At 73.5% G+C, this 14,977-nt stretch carries 12 protein-coding genes; 6 read left to right on the plus strand and 6 right to left on the minus strand.

Annotated elements, in window-relative coordinates; translation table 11 throughout:
- The first annotated feature begins 11 nt into the window (after nucleotides 1–11).
- On the plus strand, nucleotides 12–1,844 hold the full coding sequence (locus ACNF49_RS37795) for an alkyl/aryl-sulfatase (protein WP_482940610.1): 1,833 nt from the start codon (nucleotides 12–14) through the stop codon (nucleotides 1,842–1,844).
- Between the two features lie 27 nt (nucleotides 1,845–1,871).
- Here ACNF49_RS37795 and ACNF49_RS37800 read toward each other — a convergent pair whose 3' ends face one another.
- A complete protein-coding gene (locus tag ACNF49_RS37800) occupies nucleotides 1,872–2,495 on the minus strand; it encodes a response regulator (protein ID WP_357971826.1) in 624 nt (207 codons plus the stop codon).
- Nucleotides 2,492–3,676 carry a sensor histidine kinase gene (locus tag ACNF49_RS37805; protein WP_482940611.1) on the minus strand — a complete coding sequence of 395 codons (1,185 nt, stop codon included), beginning with the start codon at nucleotides 3,674–3,676 and terminating at the stop codon, nucleotides 2,492–2,494. Before ACNF49_RS37805 ends, ACNF49_RS37800 begins: the two co-directional genes overlap by 4 nt.
- A gap of 148 nt (nucleotides 3,677–3,824) precedes the next feature.
- Between ACNF49_RS37805 and ACNF49_RS37810 the strand changes: the two genes are divergently transcribed.
- Both ACNF49_RS37810 and ACNF49_RS37815 read left to right on the plus strand, forming a co-directional pair.
- Entirely contained in the window at nucleotides 3,825–4,904 is a 1,080-nt protein-coding gene (locus ACNF49_RS37810; protein ID WP_482945640.1) for an ABC transporter permease, read from the plus strand.
- Entirely contained in the window at nucleotides 4,901–5,590 is a 690-nt protein-coding gene (locus ACNF49_RS37815) for an ABC transporter ATP-binding protein (RefSeq protein WP_482940612.1), read from the plus strand. The genes ACNF49_RS37810 and ACNF49_RS37815 overlap by 4 nt, the downstream gene beginning before the upstream one ends.
- 13 nt (nucleotides 5,591–5,603) lie before the next feature.
- On the opposite strand, the gene ACNF49_RS37820 is transcribed toward ACNF49_RS37815, so the two are convergent.
- The 3 genes from ACNF49_RS37820 to ACNF49_RS37830 all read right to left on the minus strand — a co-directional run bounded on the left by ACNF49_RS37820 (nucleotide 5,604) and on the right by ACNF49_RS37830 (nucleotide 9,740).
- Complete coding sequence (locus ACNF49_RS37820; RefSeq protein ID WP_482940613.1) at nucleotides 5,604–6,353, minus strand: hemerythrin domain-containing protein; 750 nt, start codon at nucleotides 6,351–6,353, stop codon at nucleotides 5,604–5,606.
- Between the two features lie 94 nt (nucleotides 6,354–6,447).
- Nucleotides 6,448–8,325 (minus strand): vWA domain-containing protein, encoded by a 1,878-nt coding sequence (locus ACNF49_RS37825; RefSeq protein ID WP_482940614.1) that lies wholly within the window; start codon nucleotides 8,323–8,325, stop codon nucleotides 6,448–6,450.
- A 164-nt stretch (nucleotides 8,326–8,489) separates the two neighbouring features.
- On the minus strand, nucleotides 8,490–9,740 hold the full coding sequence (locus tag ACNF49_RS37830; protein WP_482940615.1) for an MFS transporter: 1,251 nt from the start codon (nucleotides 9,738–9,740) through the stop codon (nucleotides 8,490–8,492).
- A gap of 177 nt (nucleotides 9,741–9,917) precedes the next feature.
- On the opposite strand from ACNF49_RS37830, the gene ACNF49_RS37835 reads away from it, so the two are divergent.
- The 3 genes from ACNF49_RS37835 to ACNF49_RS37845 all read left to right on the plus strand — a co-directional run bounded on the left by ACNF49_RS37835 (nucleotide 9,918) and on the right by ACNF49_RS37845 (nucleotide 12,798).
- A complete protein-coding gene (locus ACNF49_RS37835; RefSeq protein ID WP_357971838.1) occupies nucleotides 9,918–11,306 on the plus strand; it encodes a rhodanese-like domain-containing protein in 1,389 nt (462 codons plus the stop codon).
- Between the two features lie 68 nt (nucleotides 11,307–11,374).
- Nucleotides 11,375–11,947, plus strand: coding sequence for a rhodanese-like domain-containing protein (locus tag ACNF49_RS37840; protein ID WP_482940616.1), 573 nt, complete (start codon nucleotides 11,375–11,377; stop codon nucleotides 11,945–11,947).
- On the plus strand, nucleotides 11,944–12,798 hold the full coding sequence (locus ACNF49_RS37845) for a sulfite exporter TauE/SafE family protein (RefSeq protein WP_482940617.1): 855 nt from the start codon (nucleotides 11,944–11,946) through the stop codon (nucleotides 12,796–12,798). The genes ACNF49_RS37840 and ACNF49_RS37845 overlap by 4 nt, the downstream gene beginning before the upstream one ends.
- On the opposite strand, the gene pta is transcribed toward ACNF49_RS37845, so the two are convergent.
- The gene (pta, locus tag ACNF49_RS37850) at nucleotides 12,787–14,850 is read right to left on the minus strand and encodes a phosphate acetyltransferase (RefSeq protein ID WP_482940618.1); all 2,064 of its coding nucleotides are present in this window, start codon (nucleotides 14,848–14,850) and stop codon (nucleotides 12,787–12,789) included. The genes ACNF49_RS37845 and pta overlap by 12 nt on opposite strands.
- Between the last annotated feature and the right edge of the window lie 127 nt (nucleotides 14,851–14,977).

Consider the following 14,977-nt stretch of genomic DNA (forward strand, 5'->3'; position numbering starts at 1 on the left):
AGGACGGTCACATGGCAGACCTTCCCTTCCAGGACCGGACGGACTTCGAGCACGCCGATCGCGGCTTCGTCGCCAGGCTGACCCCCGGCGTGGTCAGGACGTCCGGGGGCGAGGTCGTCTGGGACAACGACGTCTACGACTTCCTGGCCGGCGACTGCCCGCCGACCGCTCATCCGAGCCTGTGGCGGCAGGCGCAACTGTGCGCCCGGCAGGGCCTGTACGAGGTGACGGACGGCATCTACCAGGTGCGCGGCCTGGACCTGTCCAACATGACCCTCGTGGAGGGCGACACCGGCGTCGTCGTCATCGACCCGCTGGTCTCCGCCGAATGCGCCGCCGCCGCGCTCGGGCTCTACCGCGACCATCGCGGCGACCGCCCGGTCACCGGGGTCGTCTACACCCACAGCCACGTCGACCACTTCGGCGGCGTGCGCGGCGTCACCGACGGGAACGTGCCGATCGTGGCCCCCGCCGGCTTCATGGAGCACGCCGTCGCCGAGAACGTCTACGCCGGCAACGCCATGAACCGCCGCGCCCTGTACATGTACGGCCAGCTCCTCCCCCGGTCCCCGGAGGGCCAGCTCGGCTGCGGGCTGGGCATGGGCACCTCGCAGGGCACCGTCTCCCTGATCCCGCCGACCGTCGACGTCACCCGCACCGGCCAGGAGGAGACGATCGACGGCGTGCGCGTCGTCTTCCAGCTCACGCCGGGCACCGAGGCCCCCGCCGAGATGAACTTCCTGTTCCCCGACCACCGTGCCCTGTGCCTGGCCGAGAACGCCACCCACAACCTGCACAACGTGCTCACCCTGCGCGGCGCGGTGGTCCGCGACGCCCGGGTGTGGGCCCGCTACCTGACCGAGACCGTCGAGCTCTTCGCCGACCGGGCCGACGTCGCCTTCGCCTCCCACCACTGGCCCACCTGGGGCAGGGACGACATCGTCACCTTCCTGTCCCAGCAGCGCGACCTGTACGCCTACCTGCACGACCAGACCCTCCGCCTGCTCAACCAGGGCCTGACCGGCCCCGAGATCGCCGAGGTCGTGCAGGTGCCGCCCGCGCTGGAGCAGGTTTGGCACACCCACGGCTACTACGGCTCGGTCAGCCACAACGTCAAGGCCGTCTACCAGCGCTATCTGGGCTGGTTCGACGGCAACCCCGCGCACCTGTGGGAGCACCCGCCCGTCGAGCTGGCCCGCCGCTACGTCGAGTCCTTCGGCGGCACCTCGGCCGTGGTGGCCCTGGCCGGCCGCTACGTCGAGGAGGGCGACCTGCGCTTCGCCGCGACCCTGCTCAACCACGCCGTGTACGCCGACGGGAACGACGCCTCGGCCCGCAGGCTGCTGGCCCAGGTCTACACCCGCCTCGGCCAGGGCGCCGAGAACGCGACCTGGCGCAACTTCTACCTCACCGGCGCGGCCGAGCTGAAGGACGGCCCCGCGCCGGGCGCCACCGACACCACCTCGCCGGACATGCTCGCCGCGCTGTCCAGCGAGCAGATCTTCGACTCCCTGGCCATCCGGGTCAACGGCCCCGACGCCTGGAACGAGCGCTTCGCCATCGACTGGCACCTCACCGACCTGGACGAACGCCACCGGACCACGATGTCCAACGGCGCCCTCATCCACCAGCGCTCACCTTCGGGCGACGGCGCCGGCCTGACGCTGCGGCTCACCCGGCAACGCCTGCTCACCCTGCTCTCCGGTGACGGCGACGGCGACGGCGACGGCGACGGCGACGGCGACGGCGACGGGCTCGACCACGACGGCGACCTGACCGTTCTGGGACGCCTGTTCTCCCTGCTGGAGCAGCCCAAACCGGACTTCGCCATCGTCACCGCCTGAGACCACGAGAGACGGGCGACCGCGCGCTCACGGCGAGCGGATGAGGCCCCGCTTCGAGGCCGCCGCGACGGCCGCGGTGCGGGAGTCAACGTCCAGCTTGGTGTAGATGTGCGCCAGGTGGGTCTTGACCGTGGTCTCGCTGAGGAACATCACCTTGCTGATCTGCCGGTTCGACAGGCCGGCGGCGACGTGCCCGAGCACCTCCAGCTCGCGCGGGCTGAGCGTGGTGTCGGGGGCCCGGACCCGGCCCAGCAGGCGTGCGGCCACGCTCGGCGCCAGGGCGCTGGCGCCCGCGGCGGCCGACCGGATGGCGGCGTGCAGGTCCTCCGACGGGGCGTCCTTGAGCAGGTAGCCGGTCGCGCCGGACTCGATGGCGGCCACGATGTCGGCGTCGGTGTCGAACGTCGTGAGCACCAGGACGCGGGGGCCGTCCAGGGCCACGATCCGGCGGGTCGCCTCGCTGCCGTGCATGCCGGTGCCGAGCCGCAGGTCCATCAGCACGACGTCGGGGGCGAGCGTGGCGGCCAGCCGCACGCCCTCCTGCCCCGTGGCGGCCTCGCCGACCAGGTCGAAGTCGGGCTGCCCGGCGAGCATGGCGCGCAGGCCGGAGCGGACGACGGGATGGTCGTCCACCAGGACGATCCGGATCACGGCCCCTCCAGGGGCGGCAGCGGCAGGGTCGCCACGACGGCCGTGCCCTCGCCGGGGGCCGACTCCACGGTGAGGCTGCCGCCCAGGGCGCTCACCCGTTCGCGCATCGCGCGCAGGCCGAAGCCGGCCGAACGTCCGGGGTCGAACCCCCGGCCGTCGTCGTACACGTCCAGCATGACCACGTCGTCCAGGTAGGTGAGGGTCACCCCGGCGTGGCCGGCGCCGGAGTGGCGACTGACGTTGCCCAAGGCGCCCTGGGCGACGCGGAGCAGCGTCGCGTCATAGTCGGCGGGCAGCGGCGCCGGGGTGCCGGAGACCTCGAAGCGCGCCTGGATGGGCGTGCCCGCCACGGCGGAGTCACCGGCCCTGCGCAGCGCGGCGGCCAGCGACGAGTGCCGCAGCGCCGCGGGGGCCAGGCCGCGGACGAAGTTCCTGGCCTCCTCCAGGTTCTCCTTGGCCGCGTCCGCCGCCTCGGCGATGCGGCGCTCGGCGGCCGGGAGGTCGTCGGCCAGGTCTCGCCGGGCCGCCCGCAGCAGCAGGATGATGCTGGACATGCCCTGTGCCAGCGTGTCGTGGATCTCTCTGGCCAGGCGTTCCCGCTCGGCCAGCCGTACGGCGTCGCCCTCCGCCTGGAGCAGTTTCCCCCGCGTGCGGACCAGGTCGTCGATCAGCAGGCGGCGCTGCTCGCTCTCGGCGTGCAGCGCCTTGTAGACCATCGCCATCAGGGTGGCCACCGCCGCGCCGATCGTCGGGCCGATGACCAGGGCGGCGGTCAGCCGGCCCTCGTGCCAGGCGGCGGTCAGGACGGCCGCGACGGTCAGCGCCGCCACGCCCGGCAGCGCGACCGCCAGGGGCAGCAGGTGCAGGTAGGCGAAGAAGAGCGGGAAGGCCAGCCAGACGAACTGCGGCGCGGCCAGGGCGAGCAGCACCCACCCGGCCGTGGTCAGCACCAGCCAGATCCGGCCCAGCAGCAGGTGTGTCGGCCCGCCGAAGTGCGGCAGCCGCTCTTCGATCGTGATGCCCGCCACGTAGAGGGCCCCGAGCAGCGCTCCGCCCAGCACCGGCGCGAGCCGTCCGCTCCCGGCGACGCCGGCCAGCGCGATCGCCAGGAGGGTCGCGAACGTGCCGTGCACGGTCCAGCGCAGCAGGCGGAGGGCGGGCGGGAACGGATAGTCAGACATCTCTCACCAAGCGTATGCGACGGCCCTGCGCCACAAATCGTCCGAAAGAAGTATTACGGGCGGACCGCATGCACGATGCCCGGCCGATCCGGCGGCGCGCACGCTGGAGGACGTCAACATGACCTTCAACCGCAACGGGGGACGCGCCGTGTTCGTGGCGCTCAGAGACCTGCGCTTCGCGAAGGGACGGTTCGCTCTCATGGGCGCCGTCGTCTTCCTCATCACCCTCCTGGTGACCATGTTGTCCGGCCTGACCGCCGGGCTGGCACGGGAGAACATCTCGGCCGTGGAGGGCCTGCCCGCCGGGCACCTCGTCTTCGCCGGCGACGGGAAACCGTCCTTCGCCGACAGCCGCGTCACCGACCGGATCTGGCAGGAGTGGCGGCGGGCGACCGGCGGCGCCGCCGAGCGGCTGGGCGTCTCCATGTCGCGGCTCGGCCACGGCGACGACGGGAGCGCGGGGGTGGCGCTCTTCGGCGTCCAGCCGGGCGGTTCCCTCGCCCAGGGGCGGCCCGTGGACACCGGGAAGGTCGTCCTCTCCGCCGCGCTGGCCGCCGACACGGGGGTGGGCGCCGGGGACACGGTACGGATCTCGGGCAGGGACTTCACCGTCTCCGGTGTCGGCGGCCAGGCGTCCTACAGCCACACCCCCGTCGTCTGGATCGGCATCGACGACTGGGAGCGGATGGGCCGCCAGGCCGGCGCCGACAGTGTGGCGACCGTCCTGGCGCTGCCCGACAGCGGCACGGCGCTGCCGTCCGGCGGCCTGGCCGCGGCCGACGCGCGGCTCGGCACCACGACGGTCCCGCTGTCGCAGGCGCCCGCCGCGATCGGCTCGTTCTCTTCCGAGAACGGGTCGCTCCAGCTCATGCGCGGGTTCCTGTTCGCGATCTCGGCCCTGGTCATCGGGGCCTTCTTCACCGTCTGGACGATCCAGCGGCGCGGCGACGTCGCCGTGCTGAAGGCTCTGGGCGCAAGCTCCGGCTACCTGCTGCGGGACGCGCTCGCCCAGGCGGTCATCGTGCTGCTGGGCGGCGCGGGCGCCGGCGGCCTGCTCGGCGCGGGCCTCGGCGCGCTGGCCGAGGGCACGGTCCCGTTCGTGTTGTCGGCGGCCACCACCGTGGCGCCGGTGGCCGTGCTGATCCTCCTCGGCGCCGCCGGAGCCGCGCTGGCCATCCGCAAGATCACCTCTGTCGACCCGCTGACCGCCCTGGGAGCCTCCCGATGACACTGAAGCTGACCGACGTCGTCCTGACCTATCCCGACGGCGACCGTACGCTGACCGCGCTCGACCACGTCAGCCTGACCGTCGCGGCGGGCGAGTTCGCCGCGGTGGTCGGCCCGTCCGGCTCGGGCAAGTCGAGCCTGCTGGCCGTCGCCGCCACCCTGATCACGCCCGCCGAGGGCAGCGTGATCATCGCCGGGCAGGACGTCTCCGGAGCCGGCCAGGCGGCCCGCACGAGGGTCCGCCGCGACCACGTCGGCATCGTGTTCCAGCAGGCCAACCTGCTGCCCTCGCTCACCGCGCTCGACCAGCTCCTGGTGATGGCGCACCTGGCCGGCGAATCCCCGCGCGCCGCCGCCCCACGGGCGCGGGAGCTGCTGCTCGCCGTCGACCTGGGCGGCAAGGAGCACAAACGCCCGCACCAGCTGTCCGGCGGCGAACGCCAGCGCGTCAACATCGCCCGCGCCCTGATGAACTCCCCCGAGGTGCTGCTGGTGGACGAGCCCACCAGCGCGCTCGACCACCACCGGGGCGAGCGGATCGTCTCCCTGCTGGCCGACCTCACCAGGAAGAACGACCTGGCCACCGTCATGGTCACGCACGACCTGGCCACCCTGGACCAGGTGGACACCGTCCTGACCATGGACGACGGCCGGCTCGGCGAACGCGCCGCGACCCGGGTCGCCTGACCACGGGGCCGGGTCAGCCGCGGGGGGTGAACTGGTCCAGGTCGTAGATGCCGAGCGCCTTCTCGATGTCGGCCACCTGCGCGACCACGCCGGTGAAGCCGGCCGCGCCGAAACGGCGGTGCTCCTCGTCCTCGAACGTCTCGGCCAGCTCGGCGAACTCCTTGGGCGGGATGACGGCCCGCATGGCGGGGAAGATCACGGTGTCCTCGCGGGCCTCGTGCGGCTCGTACATGCGGACGAAGGCGGCCAGGTCGGCGGCCAGGCCGCGGCGCACGCTCCTGGAGACGGGCCTCGCGGTGGCGTCCAGGACGCGGCCGGTCAGGACGCGCCCGCGCCGGTGCTGCCGGATCAGCACGGGGACGACGTCGGTGAGCTTTCCCGCGCCGACCAGGCGCGGGAAGACGTATCGCTCTTCGAGCCGCTCGTGGTACTCCTCGATGAACGTGCGGATGATCCCGGCGCCGGCGTGCAGGGGGCCTGCCGGTACCCGCTCCCCGGCGCCGATCCGCCGGACGCCCTCCCGGTAGACCAGCAGGACGCGTTTGAGGACCCCGTGCTCGCGCATGAGGTCCTCCGGCGGCGTGACCGGCACCTCCCGGGCCTGCTCCGGGCCGGGGGCGGGGCTGGCCGTCATGGCACTGCGGGCCGGCCGCGTGGTGTCGCAGCCGGTCAGCATCGCCGATCCGCAGGCCAGGGCGACGGGCATGGCCAGCATCTCGCGGCGGCGCATGCTCGCCGGCCCGCTGCCTGCTTCGTCCCTCATCGTCCGCCCCCGTCCCTGAGCCGTCCTCCCAGGTGCTGCCCGTCGGCCGGCGTTCCGACGCGAAGGCGCGGGTAATCCTTGTGCCGGAAACGCGTCAGGCGGCCGGCTGCCAATCCTCGTCCCATGCGTCGTCAGGGTGGGGCCACTCCTGCGGGTGCGGGCAGGCGAAGGCCGATTTGTGACAGACGTCGTGCCAGCCCGGGTGCTCCTCGCAGTGGTCCCAGGACGGATGCCCGCCGTGGCAGTGCTCCGGATGCGTCGGCGTGGGCGTCGGGGTCGGCGTGGGGGTGACGGTCGGCGGGACCGTGGGCGTCGGGGTGACCGTCGGGGTCGGAGTGGGCGTCGGGGTCGGAGTGGGCGTCGGCGTGGGCGTGGGCGTCGGCGTGGGCGTGGGCGTCGGCGTGGGCGTGGGCGTCGGGGTCGGGCTGGGGGTGGGCGCGGGCGGGCGGTTGTAGACGGTGCAGCTGACGGCCGCGTCGCTCGGTACCTCGACCGTGAAGCCGAGACCGCCGCTGTTGGTCACCGGCACCTCGACGCCGGTGTCGATCTGGCGGCAGACGGCGTTCCGCCCGTCCTGGGTGACCAGGGTGTGGCCGGGGTGCTGGGTCTCGGTGACGGTGACGTCGGCCGACGGGGTCTGGCTGAAGGTGAGGTCGAAGTTCACCGATCCCGTGCCGTCGTCGGTCGTCGACTCGGTGGCGGGCAGCCCGCCGATGCCCGGCGTGGTGGTCTCGGCGGTGAAGTCCCAGCCGGGGCCGGCCGGGGTGGCGCCGGTGACGTCCTCACCGGTGTTGCCGGACGGGACGAGCTGCTTGATCACCGACAGCGACCCCTCGCACTGAGCGCGGACGATCTCCCGCAACGCCTGTCCGGCGGCGGCGTAGTCGCTGGTCTGGAAGTAGTCGGCGGCGGTCGCGTTGGAGCCGTCGAAGGCGGTGGTGCCCGAGATGGCGCGCAGGTTGAGCGCGGTCAGGCCGGTCACCCCGTTGCCGACGCCCACGGCCAGCACGCGGGTGCCCTCCGCCTTGACCGCGTTGGCGGAGAAGATCCCGGCCTCCACCTCGGCGATGCGGGTGTTGCCGCCGTCGCCGAGCAGGCTGTCGTAGTAGGTGGGGTTGCCGTCGGTGAGCACCACCAGCAGGTCGTAGCGCGGCGCGGCCTCGGCGACCGCCCACAGGCCGCGGTCCCAGTTGGTGCCGCTGCCGAGCTGCCAGTCGGCGTACTGGTCCTTGAACGCCTCGGCGCCCGCCTCCGTGGACACCGGCATGAGCTCGGGGTTGTTCGTGGTGCCGGCGCTGGGCGAGTTGCGGTCGAAGGTGAACAGCGCCATCCGCGACGGGGTGCCGGTCAGCGCGTCGGTGAAGGTGTCGGCGGCCTCCTTCAGGTCGGGCAGCGCGCTGCCCACCGAGGCCGACAGGTCGAGCAGCAGCGCGACGTCGAGGCCGCAGGTGGGGTCGGGCCGGGGGTTGACCCGTGACTGCTGCCAGATCCCGGTCGAGGCGGTGGCGTCCCCGCGGGTGTCGTTGATCATGAAGTCGCCGGTGGAGGAGTACGTGGTGCCGCCCTCCAGCGCGGGGGTCCGGAAGACGTACGGCGTGGCGACGGAGTTCGACCCGCTGCCGCGGCCGGTGCGCAGCTCGGGGTTGGTGTACCAGCCGCCGGGGGCGGACAGCTGCTTGACGTAGAAGCGGGCGCCGGCGTTGGCGCCGCCCGGCTCGGTGCCGGGGACGACGAAGCTGCAGTCGCCGTCGGCGTCCGACACGCACACGCCCCAGCCGGCGTCGACCGGGACGTCCGCGTCGGGCGCGGCGAACAGGCCGAGCTCGACCCCGGCCAGCGGCCCCACCGTGGTGTCGCCGGTGCGGTCGCCGCCGGTGCGCACCGTCACCACCGACGTGTCCGGCGACGGATCGGGCACGACCAGCGGGGACGACGGGACCGCGAGCAGCCCGGCGCACAACACTTTCGCCATCCTGCCGGCGACTACGCGAACACTCTTCATCTTCCCCCCAGAGCGAGCCGAACACTACGGACTGTAACCAGAAGTGGATCAAGAGAGGCTTCCGCCGTTCCCGGCCGCGCGATCAATGCCGACCGCACCTTGAGGCGCGCTTGACCCGGGACGGGCTCCCGTGGTCAGCCCCGCGGACGGTCGCTGATCCAGCGGGCGGCGAGCAGGGCGGAGACGGCGGTGAGCACGGCGCCCGCGACGACCGTGGCGCCGAGACCGAGCACGTCGGCGAGCACCCCGGCGACCAGGGCTCCCGCCGCGTAGCCGACGTCGCGCCAGAAGCGGTAGGCGCCCAGGGCGTTGGCCCGCCAGGAGGGGTGGGCGTGGTCGGAGACCGAGGCGATGAGCGCGGGGTAGACCATGGCGGTGCCGAGCCCGAGGACCACGGCGGACAGGATCCCGGCGAGCAGGGCGTCGCCCAGCGGGGCGACGGCCAGGAGGAGGCCGCCGGCCTGGACGAGCATGCCGGTGACGATGAGGGGTTTGCGGCCGAGGCGGTCGGCGAGGTGCCCGGCGGGGATCTGGCCGACGCCCCACAGGAGCGGGTACAGGCCCTTGATCAGGCCGACGGCGGCCAGGCCCAGGCCGTGGTCGGTGAACAGGAGGGGGAAGACGCCCCAGGTGAGGCCGTCGTTGAGGTTGTTGACCAGGCCGGCCTGACTGACGCCGCGCAGCGAGCGGTCGCGCCAGGACGTGCGGGCGAACACGGCCGCCGGACCGGCGTTCTCCCCGGCGGGCCGGGGGTGCCGGTCGAGTTCGAGGGCCACGTGGGCGGCGGTGTCGCGGACGACCAGAGCCAGGGCCAGCCCGGCCGCGACGAAGACGACGCCGACGAGCTCGGGGACGGGACGCAGGCCGTGACGGGTGGCGAGGTAGCCGGTGAGCAGGGCGGTGGCGCCGACGGCGGTGTACCCGGCGGCCTCGTTGAGGCCGGTGGCCAGCCCCCGCCGGGCGGGCCCGACCAGGTCGATCTTCATGTTGACGGTCATCGACCAGGTCAGGCCCTGGTTGAGGCCGAGCAGGACGTTCGCCGCCACGATCCACCCCCAGGAGGGCGCCCAGCCCAGGACGAAGGGGACGGGGATCCCGATCAGCCAGCCGGCGACCAGGAGCTGCTTGCGGCGGAACCGGGCCGTCAGGGCGCCGGCGGCCAGGTTGGTGACCGCCTTGGTGAGCCCGAAGGCGACGATGAAGGAGAAGACGGCGAGGTCGCTGGTCAGGCCGAAGGTGTGGGCGCCGATGAGCGGCACGGTGGTGCGTTCGAGGCCCACCAGGCCGCCGACGGCGACGTTGACGACGACCAGCAGGGAGAACTGGAGGGCGTTCGCCCGGAGCCCGAGGCGTACGGGCGGGGCGGGCGCGGAGGTGTTCTGCACGGCTGAGGTCCCTTCACGCCTGGGACGAGGTCGCGATTGCCGGGAGGATATGTCCTGGTCACCATACCCCCCCAGGTATCGTGAGCAATACCACCGGGGGTATTTGACATCTTTTCCGAGAAGAACCTACTGTCGGGTAGGACATACCCCCCGGGGTATTCGTACGAAGGGATCGCCGTGTTCTTCACGCAGTACTACCTGGACTGCCTCTCGCAGGCGTCGTACATGATCGCGGACGAGAGGACCGGCCGCGCGGTGGTCGTCGACCCCCGGCGGGACGTCTCCGAGTACCTGGCCGACGCCCGCGCGCACGGCCTCACCGTCGTCGGCGTCGTCAACACCCACTTCCACGCCGACTTCGTCGCCGGCCACCTGGAGATGGCCGACAGCACCGGCGCCTGGATCGGCTACGGCCGGCGCGCCGAGACCGAGTACCCCATCCGCAAGCTCGGCGACGGCGAGCGCATCTCACTCGGCGACGTCACCCTGGAGATCATGGAGACGCCCGGTCACACCCCGGAGTCGATCAGCGTCCTGGTCTACGAACGCGCCGAGGACCACGTCCCGTACGGGGTGCTGACCGGCGACGCCCTGTTCATCGGGGACGTCGGCCGCCCCGACCTGCTGGCCTCCGTCGGCGTCACCCCCGGGGAACTGGGCGCGATGTTGTACGACAGCGTGCAGAACAAGCTCATGGCCCTGCCCGACGAGGTGCGGGTCTTCCCCGCGCACGGCGCCGGCTCGGCCTGCGGCAAGAACCTCTCGGCCGAGAAGCAGTCGACCATCGGCGAGCAGCGGGCCACCAACTACGCGTGCGCCCCGATGGACCGTGAGACGTTCGTCGCGCTCGTCACCGCCGGACAGCCCGCCGCGCCCGGCTACTTCGCCTACGACGCCGACCTCAACCGCAGGGACCGGGCCCGCCACGACGCCTCGGCGGCGCCGGTGCCGCTGACCCTCGACGGGTTCACCCGCCTGCGGGCCGCCGGCACGGTCGTGGTGGACGCCCGCGACCCGCAGGACTTCGCCGCCGGGCACCTGCGCGGCGCGGTGAACGTGCCCGCCGACGGGCGCTTCGCCGAGCAGGCGGGCACCGTGCTCGACCCGGCCGCCGAGCTGGTCGTCATGGCGCCGCAGAATCGCGAGGAGGAGGTCGTCACCCGCCTGGCCCGGATCGGCTTCGACCGCGTCGCGGGCTACCTGCGCAACCCCGACGACGCGCTGGTGGCCCTGGCCGCCGAGGTCGCCCCGGCCGGCCGCCTGACCGCCGCGCAGCTGCGCGCCGCGCTCGCCGGCGACGCCCCGCCCGTCGTCGTGGACGTGCGCACCGCCGGCGAGCGCGAGGCGAACGGCTTCATCGACGCCGCCCTGCACATCCCGCTGAGCGAACTGCCCGCCCGCAGCGGCGAGCTGCCCGCCGACCGGCCCGTCGTCCTGCACTGCGCGGGTGGTCACCGCTCCTCCGTCGCGGCGAGCCTGCTGCGGCACCGCGGCTTCCAGGACGTCTCCGACGTCCTCGGCGGCTACGCCGCGTGGGCCCTGTCGGCCGAGCCGGCCGGCGTCTGACCGAACTGTCCCCATCCCTTCCATATGTCTACGCGATACCCCCCGGGGTATTGACAAAGGAACGATCCATGAACACCTCCTCCGTCCTCACCGCCCCCGTGCTGCAGCGGCTCGTCCAGGAAGGGCGGGCGCCGCGCCTGCTCGACGTGCGCACGCCCGGCGAGTTCCGCACGGCGCACATCCCGGGCTCGTACAACGTGCCGCTGAACACCCTGCGCGAGCACCGGGCCGAGCTGCTGGCCCACCTGGACGAGGACGTCGTGCTCGTCTGCCGCTCCGGGGCGCGGGCCGCGCAGGCCGGGCAGGCCCTCGCCGAGGCCGGGCTGCCGAACCTGCGCGTCCTGGAGGGCGGCATCGTCGCGTGGGAGACGGCCGGCGCGTCCCTGGAGCGGGGGCCCGAACGATGGGACATCGAGCGCCAGGTCCGGCTCGTGGCCGGTTCCGTCGTCCTGGTCACCGGTCTGGCCGGGATCTTCCTGCCCGGCGCGCACCTGATCGGCACCGCGATCGGCGCCGGCCTGACGTACGCGGCCGTCAGCAACTCCTGTGCCATGGGCGTCCTGCTGTCCCGGCTGCCCTACAACCGCGGGCCGCGCACCGACATCCGCACGGTGCTCGCGGACCTGCGGAGCACCCCGTGACCGTGCTGATCGTCGCGGCGTCGCTGCTCGTCGGGGTCAGCCTCGGCGTGCTGGGCGGCGGCGGCTCGATCCTGACCGTGCCGATCCTGGTCTACCTGGCCGGCCAGGACACCAAGGAGGCGATCGCCACCTCGCTGTTCGTCGTCGGCGTCACCAGCCTGGCCGCGCTGGTCCCGCACGCGCGGGCCCGGCGGATCCGCTGGCGGACCGGGCTGCTCTTCGGCGCGTTCAGCATGGCCGGCGCGTACGGCGGCGGGCGTCTGGCCGAGTACGTCCCCGGCATGGCGCTGCTCGTCGCCTTCGCCCTGATGATGCTGGCCACGGCGGTCGCGATGCTCCGCAGGCCCCGGCAGCCCAGGAAGCGGGCGCGGCCCGCCCACGGCGACCTGCCCCTGACGCACATCGCGGCGGAGGGCCTGGTCGTCGGGGCCGTGACGGGGCTGGTCGGCTCCGGCGGCGGCTTCCTCGTCGTCCCGGCCCTGGCCCTGCTGGGCGGGCTGCCGATGGGCGTCGCGGTCGGCACGTCGCTGCTCGTCATCGCGATGAAGTCCTTCGCCGGGCTCGCCGGGCACCTGGCGGGCGTCGCGATCGACTGGCGCCTCGCCCTGATCGTGACGGCGTCCGCGGTGATCGGCAGCCTGGCCGGCGGCCGGCTCGCGGGCCGCATCCCGCAGGACGCGCTGCGCACGGCGTTCGGCTGGTTCGTCGTCGTCATGGGCGTGTTCGTGCTCGTCCAGCAGGCCGGCGCCGCCGTCTGGAGCCATCCGGTCACCTGGGCGGGGCTGGTGGCCGTACTGGCCGCCGCGGTCGCCGCCCGGCGGTGGCGCGCCCGTCCCGGCTCAGGAGCCTGAGGCCGCCTCCGCCGCGGGCGCCGGTTCGTCGCGCACCTGGGCGGCGGTGACCGCCACGGTGGTGACGATGTCGGCCACGGTGGCGCCCCGGGACAGGTCGTTGACCGGCCTGCGCAGCCCCTGCAGCACCGGCCCCACCGCGACCGCCCCCGCGCTGCGCTGGACGGCCTTGTACAGGTTGTTGCCGGTGTTCAGGTCGGGCACCACGAAGACGGTGGCGTGCCCGGCCACCTGGCTGCCGGGCATCTTGGTCCGCGCCACCGCCGGGTCCACCGCGGCGTCGTACTGGATCGGCCCTTCCACCTGGAGGTCGGGACGGCGTTCGCGGACCAGCTCGGTGGCGGCGCGCACCTTGTCGACCTCGGCGCCCGCGCCCGAGGCGCCGGTCGAGTACGACAACATCGCGATCCTGGGCTCGACGCCGAACATCGCCGCGGTGCGGGCCGAGGCGATCGCGATGTCGGCGAGCTGCTCGGCGGTGGGGTCGGGGTTGACCGCGCAGTCGCCGTAGACCAGGACCCGGTCGGCCAGGCACATGAAGAACACGCTGGAGACCAGCCCCAGCCGCAGGATCTCGAACGCCGGCCTGATCGTGTGCGCGGTGGTGTGCGCCGCGCCCGAGACCATGCCGTCGGCCAGGCCGGCGTGGACCATGAGCGTGCCGAAGTAGGAGACGTCGGTGACGGTGTCGCGGGCCAGCTCGACGGTCATCCCCCGGTGCGCCCGCGCCTCGGCGTAGGCGTGCGCGAACCGCTCGCGCAGCTCCGGGTCGAACGGGCTGAGCACCCTGGCCGCGGCCAGGTCGAGGCCGAGCTGGGCGGCCTGGACCCTGATGCGTTCGGCGTCGCCGAGCAGGGTGAGGTCGGCCACGTCCCGGCGCAGCAGGATGTCGGCCGCGCGCAGGATGCGCGGCTCCTCGCCCTCGGGCAGCACGATGTGCCTGCGCCGGGCGCGCGCCCGGTCCAGCAGCTCGTACTCGAACATCAGCGGCGTGACGACGTCGGTCTTGGCGATGTCCAGCCGTTCCAGCAGCAGCGGGCCGTCCACGTGCTCGGCGAACAGGCGCAGCGCCGTGTCGATCTTGCCGCCCGCCTCGGGCGTGAACCGCCCCTCCACGGCCGACAGCCGGGTCGCGGTGTCGAAGGTGTCGTGACCGGTGGCGATCACCGGCAGCGGGATCTCCATGCCGCGCAGCAGCCGTTCCACTGAGCCGGGCAGCTCCGTGCCGCCGGTGAGCACCACCGCCGACAGGGACGGGAAGCCCGGCGAGGTGTGCGCGGCGATCAGGCCGGGCAGCAGCGCGGCGGCCCGGTCGGACGGGATGATCACCGCCGCGCCCTCAGTGAGGCGCTCCAGGATCCCGGGCAGCGACATCGCGCCCACCATCAGCGCGCTCGCCTCCCGGCCGAGCCCGTCGCGCTCCCCGAGGAAGAACCAGCCGTCGCACGCGTCGAGCAGGTCGGCGACCGTCGGCGCACGCAGCGAAGGGGTCTCCGGCAGCACGAACACGGGCGTCGCATGGCCGGCCGTGAACGGCCCGCCGGTCGACCGGGTGACCACGACCGCGAGCTCCTGGGCGTGATGGTGGGCCAGCTCCCTGGAGGACACCTCGACCGCCGCGGCGACGCGGGCGGCCGTCCGGCCCCGGCCGCTCACCACGTTGATCACGGGCGTGCCCAGGTCGGCGGCCAGCCGGGCGTTGAACCCGAACTCCGTCGGCGCGCCCACGTCGGTGTAGTCGGTGCCGACCACCACGACCGCGTCACAGCGCCGGGCCAGCGCGCGGAAGCGGGCCACGATGTCCCCGGCCGCCCGCTCGACGTCGGCGTGCACCTCGTCGTAGGTGACCCCCGCGCACGCCTCGTAGGGCAGGGCGAGCTGGAACCGGCTGCGGATGGTGTTGACCAGGCCGTCCTCGCGTCCGGCCCGGACCACGGGGCGGAACACGCCCACGTTTCCCACCTGCCGGGACAGCAGCTCGACCAGCCCCAGGGCGACGGTCCCCTTGTTGCTCCCCGCTTCGCCGGCGGCGACATACACAGCTCGTGTCATGACACTCATTCTCGACGCCCTCGCCGGGTCCGGAACGCCATCGGGCCCGGATCAGTGCCGTACGCCCCCGGTGGCAGGGACCAACGTCCCTGTCTTGGGGATGAGGCAGGTGGGTAGCGTCATCGGC

The organism is Actinomadura sp. ATCC 39365 (assembly GCF_054392275.1).